Source organism: Streptomyces bambusae (genome assembly GCF_019400985.1).
Lineage (GTDB): Bacteria > Actinomycetota > Actinomycetes > Streptomycetales > Streptomycetaceae > Streptomyces > Streptomyces bambusae_A.
This window is the reverse complement of the sequence record NZ_WTFF01000455.1, coordinates 1-4,592: the sequence shown is the minus strand read 5'-3', so window position 1 is coordinate 4,592 and position 4,592 is coordinate 1. Positions and strand designations below refer to the sequence as shown.

At 74.0% G+C, this 4,592-nt stretch carries 3 protein-coding genes; 1 reads left to right on the top strand and 2 read right to left on the bottom strand.

The annotated features are described in order from the left end of the window. Positions 1 to 320: 320 nt before the first annotated feature. Complete coding sequence (locus GPJ59_RS33825; protein WP_219671773.1) at positions 321 to 1,478, bottom strand: ABC transporter substrate-binding protein; 1,158 nt, start codon at positions 1,476 to 1,478, stop codon at positions 321 to 323. A gap of 245 nt (positions 1,479 to 1,723) precedes the next feature. Between GPJ59_RS33825 and GPJ59_RS33820 the strand changes: the two genes are divergently transcribed. Next, positions 1,724 to 2,479, top strand: a complete 756-nt coding sequence (locus GPJ59_RS33820) for a GntR family transcriptional regulator (protein ID WP_219671771.1) — start codon at positions 1,724 to 1,726, stop codon at positions 2,477 to 2,479. 70 nt (positions 2,480 to 2,549) lie between these two features. Here GPJ59_RS33820 and GPJ59_RS33815 read toward each other — a convergent pair whose 3' ends face one another. Further along, the gene (locus tag GPJ59_RS33815) at positions 2,550 to 4,448 is read right to left on the bottom strand and encodes an ABC transporter ATP-binding protein (RefSeq protein ID WP_258025319.1); all 1,899 of its coding nucleotides are present in this window, start codon (positions 4,446 to 4,448) and stop codon (positions 2,550 to 2,552) included. Between the last annotated feature and the right edge of the window lie 144 nt (positions 4,449 to 4,592).

Genomic DNA, 4,592 nt, shown 5'->3' with positions numbered 1-4,592 from the left:
CGGGGGCGCCGGGCGCGGCCGCGGCAGCGGGGGGCGCGGCGGCGGTGCGGGAGGTGGTCATGGGGGAGGTCATGGAGGTGGTCGTCCCGGGAATGGAGTCGGGGATCGAGTGGGCGGTCGGGGCCGGGGTCGGCGGTCAGGCCGGGACCGGGACCGGGTCGGCGGTCAGGCCGGGACCGGGACCGGGTCGGCGGTCAGGCCGGGGCCGGGTCGGCTCGACGGTCGGGCCGGGGCTGGGTCGGCTCGACGGTCGGGCCGGGACCGGGTCGGCGGTCGGAGCCGGGTCGGCGGTCGGAGCCGGGTCGGCGGTCGGGCGGGCGTCAGCCGGAGACGGCCTTGCCCCAGTTCTGGGCGAGGACGCCCTTGGCCTTGGTCGACTGTGCCTCGGTCGGGAAGGACAGGGTGCCGGAGACCTTCGGGAGCTTGGCGGCGGCGGCCTTGTCGAGGGTGCCGGCCTGCTCCATGAGCGGCATCATGACCGGGCGTGCGTAGCCCTTCAGCCACAGGTTCTGGCCCTCGGGGCTGTAGAGCCACTCCTGCCACAGGCGGGCGGCGGCCGGGTGCGGGGCGTCCTTGTTGACGGCCTGGGCGTAGTACTGGGCGTACTTGCCGTCCTCGGGGACGGCGACCTTCCAGTCGACGCCCTTGCCCTTGAACTGCTCGGCGTAGCCGGCGTTGAGGTAGTCCCAGTCGATGCTGATGGGCGTCTCGCCCTTCTCGACGGTGGCGGGGGTGGACTCGACGGGCGTGTAGTTGCCGTTCTTCTTCAGCTGTCCGAAGAAGTCGATGCCGGGCTGGATGTCGTCGAGGGAGCCGCCGTTGGCGAGCGCCGCCGCGTAGACACCGCCGAAGGCGGCGCCGGACTTGGTGGGGTTGCCGTTGAGCGCCACCTGGCCCTTGTACTCGGGCTTGAGGAGGTCCTTGAAGGTGGTGGGGCAGTTCTTGATCCGGTTGGCGTCGCAGCCGATGGAGACGTAGCCGCCGTAGTCGTTGAACCAGCGCGCCTGGTCGTCCTTCTGCCCGGAGGGGATGTCGTGGTAGGCGGCGACCTGGTACGGGGCGAACAGGCCCTGCTGGGCTCCGCTGACCGCGAAGGAGGTGCCGAGGTCGAGGACGTCGGGGGCGCGGTCCTGGCCCTTGCGGCTGGTGACGGCGTTGATCTCGTCCTGGCTGGTGCCGTCGGGGTTCTCCACCTCGACCTTGATCCCGTACTTCTGGGTGAAGCCGTCGATCAGGGCGCCGTAGTTGGCCCAGTCGCGCGGCAGGGCCATCGCGTGCAGCACGCCCTGCTTCTTGGCCGCCGCGACCAGGGCGTCCATGCCGCCGAAGTCGGCGGCGGAGGTCGCGGTGGCGGCGTCCTTGCCGGTGGCGGTCTTGGTCGAGGCCTGCTCGGGGGCGGCGCCGCAGGCGCTGAGGGTGAGGGCGGCGACGGCGGCGAGGCAACCGGCGAGGACGGTGTTTCTCGGGTGTCTCGGCAGGTACACGGTCTCTCCTGGGAGGCGGCGCGGGGGAACGCGGCGAGGGGACGGTCAACTTGTCTGAACAAGTTGGCCCCAGTAGGCCCGGCATCCATGACCTTCCGGTTAACGGCGGGCGACGATTTCAGGCCAATGACCTGGCCACTCTCCCCTTGTTCCGATCCGTCCGGCTCTGCGCTTACGCTGTACGTGACACCTACATGGCGCACAGTCAGCGTTCATGACCGAGGACGGGAGCGACACCGATGACGGCCCGGCACGAAGAGATCGCCGAGGAGCTGCGCCGGGCGATCGACCGCGAGGAGTACGCGGTGGGGGCGCTGCTGCCCGCGGAGACGCGGCTGGCGGAGCGCTTCGGCGTCTCCCGCGGCACCGTCCGCCAGGCCGTGCTCGCCCTGACCTCCGAAGGCCTCATCGGCTCCCGGCAGGGCGCCCGCCGGGTGGTGCTGGCGAGCCGCCGCAGCCAGAGCTTCGCCGAGCTGCGCAGCTTCGCCCAGTGGGCCCGCGCCATGGGCCGCAGCGCGACCGGGCACGTGGTGTCCTCGCAGTTCCATCCGGCCACCGAGCGCGACGCCGTGCGGTTGCAGGTGGAGCCCGGCACACCCGTCCTGCACGTACTGCGCCTGCGCGGCCTGGACGGCGAACCGGTCCTGCTGGAGCGCACCGTGTACGCGGACTGGATCGCACCCGCCGTCGAGCGCATCGAGCCGGACTGCCCCTCGGTGACCCAGCGACTGCTGGACGACACGGGGCTGGTGTTCGCGTACGGGGAGCACCTCATCGACGCGGTCGCGGCCGGGGCGCAGGACGCCGAACTCCTCGAAGTGCGGCGCACCAGCCCCCTGTTGCGGGTACGCCGCATCACCACGACCCGCGAGGGCCGTCCGGTCGAGTGGTCCGACGACCGCTACCGCTCGGACGCGGTGAGCTTCAGCGTCCACAACTCGATCGGCAACAACGCCCTGGCCCGCCGGACCGGCCCGGGCCTGACGGAGGCGTGAGCGTCCGCCCCGACGGAGACGTGAGCGCCGCCCCCGACGGAGGCCGTGAGCCACCGGCCGGATGCGCCGATCAGGGGCGGCGTGCCGAGTCCCAGGAGTGCCACAGGGACGCGTAGGCTCCGTCGGCCGCCAGCAGTTCGTCGTGGCTGCCGAGTTCGACGATCCGGCCGCCGTCCATGACCGCGATCCGGTCCGCGTCGCGTACGGAGTCCAGCCGGTGCACGATCGAGATGACCGTACGGCCCTCGATCAGCGCGGCGAGCGAGCGCTCGACCCGGCGCGAGGCGGAGGAGTCCAGCAGCGCGGTGGCCTCGTCGAGGACCAGCGCGTACGGGTCCGACAACAGCAGCCGGGCGAGTGCCAGTTGCTGGGCATGGGAGGGGGACACCAGGGCGGCGCCCGGGCCGATCTCGCTGTCCAGGCCGTCGGGCAGGGACCGCACCCAGTCGGCGAGGAGGACGGTCTCCAGCGCCGCCCACAGCCGCGCGTCCGCCGCACTCCCCTCGGCCCCGTCCCCCGCACTCCCCTCCGCACGGTCCCCGTAGCCGTCCTCGGGACGGGCCTCGGCGCCGTCGCCGGCCAGCAGCAGGTTGTCCCGTACCGTGCCGGTGAACACGTGCTGTTCCTGCGTGACGAGCACGATCTCCCGCCGCAGCTGCCCCACCGGCAGGGTGGTGACGTCGGCGCCGCCGATCCGCACGGTGCCCCGGGTGGCGTGGTGCACGCCCGCGAGCAGTTTGCCGAGGGTGGACTTGCCCGCGCCGGAGGCGCCGACGACCACCAGCCGCTCGCCGGCGGCGATGTCGAGGTCGATGCCTGTGAGGACCTCCCGGCCCGGCCCGTAGCCGAAGCCGACCCCGTCGAGGCGGATGGCGTGGCCGTCGGTGGGAGCCGGCGGCCGGGACTCCTCGCGGGGCAACCGCTCGACGCCGAGGATCCGGCGCAGCGCGGCATTGCCGATCTGGAGTTCGTCGGTCCAGGTCAGCAGGTCGTTCAGCGGCTCGCCGAGGGCCTGGACGTAGAGCACGACGGCGGTCAGCTCCGCCAGGCCCACCTCGCCGCGCTGGTAGGCGAGTCCGCCGATGAGGAGGGTGAGCGCCATCGGGACCATGGTGGCCAGGTCCAGGCTCGGGAACCAGATGGTCTGCAGCCAGGTCGTGCGCTGCCGGGTCCGCACCACATGGTCCACGGCCGCGCCGTGGCGCCGGACCTGGCGGGGGCCGAGCCCGAGGGCCTCGACCGTGGCGGCGCCGCGGGTGGTCTCGTGGGTGACGGCCAGGACGTCGGCCTCCTGCGCGAGCAGGAGTTCGTACGCGCGGGTGGCGCGCGGCCGGTACCACCACGTGGACAGGGCGGCGAAGGGTACGCCGGCCAGCAGGCCGAGGGCGAGCAGCGGTGAGGTGAGCAGGATGGCCGCGAAGGTGAACACCAGGGTGACGGCGGCCAGCGCGATGCGGGGCACGGCCTGCCGGATGCTCTCGTTCAGCCGGTCGGCGTCCGTGGTGGCGCGGCTGAGCAGGTCGCCCGTGCCGACCGCCTCCACCTCGGACAGCGGCAGTCCGAGGACCCGGCGGACGAAGTTCTCGCGGGTGCGGGCCAGGACGCGTTCGCCGAGCAGGGTGGCCTGGGTGCGGGCGGCGCGGGCGAGGAGGGCATGGCCGACGAGGATGGCGACGAAGGCGAGGGCGAGCACGTCGACCCGGCCGGTGGTGGTGCCGTCCTTGACCGACTCGACCAGGTGGCCCAGCAGTCGGGGGCCGACCAGGCTCGCCACCAGGGCGGCGGCGAACAGCCCGAAGGCGAGGGCCAGTCGGCGGCCCTCTCCGCGCAGGAAGGCGCCGGTCCAGGCGCGGACCTCGGCGCGGTCGGCGAGCGGCAGCCGGCCGGCGGCGCTGGGCGGCCCGGCGGGCGCGGGGGCCGCGGGGGTGTCCGCGCCCGCGACGGGGGCCTGGGGGGGGGGGGTGGTCATGAGGGCACTCCTGCGGGGCGGGCGGGGCTGCCGGGGGAGGCTGCCGCGTCGAGGCGGACCACGGGGTCGGCAGCGCCCCGCCACCGCGGGCTGTCGCTGGGGACCACCGGGGTCCGGCCGGCGCGCAGGGCGGGCGCCCGGTCG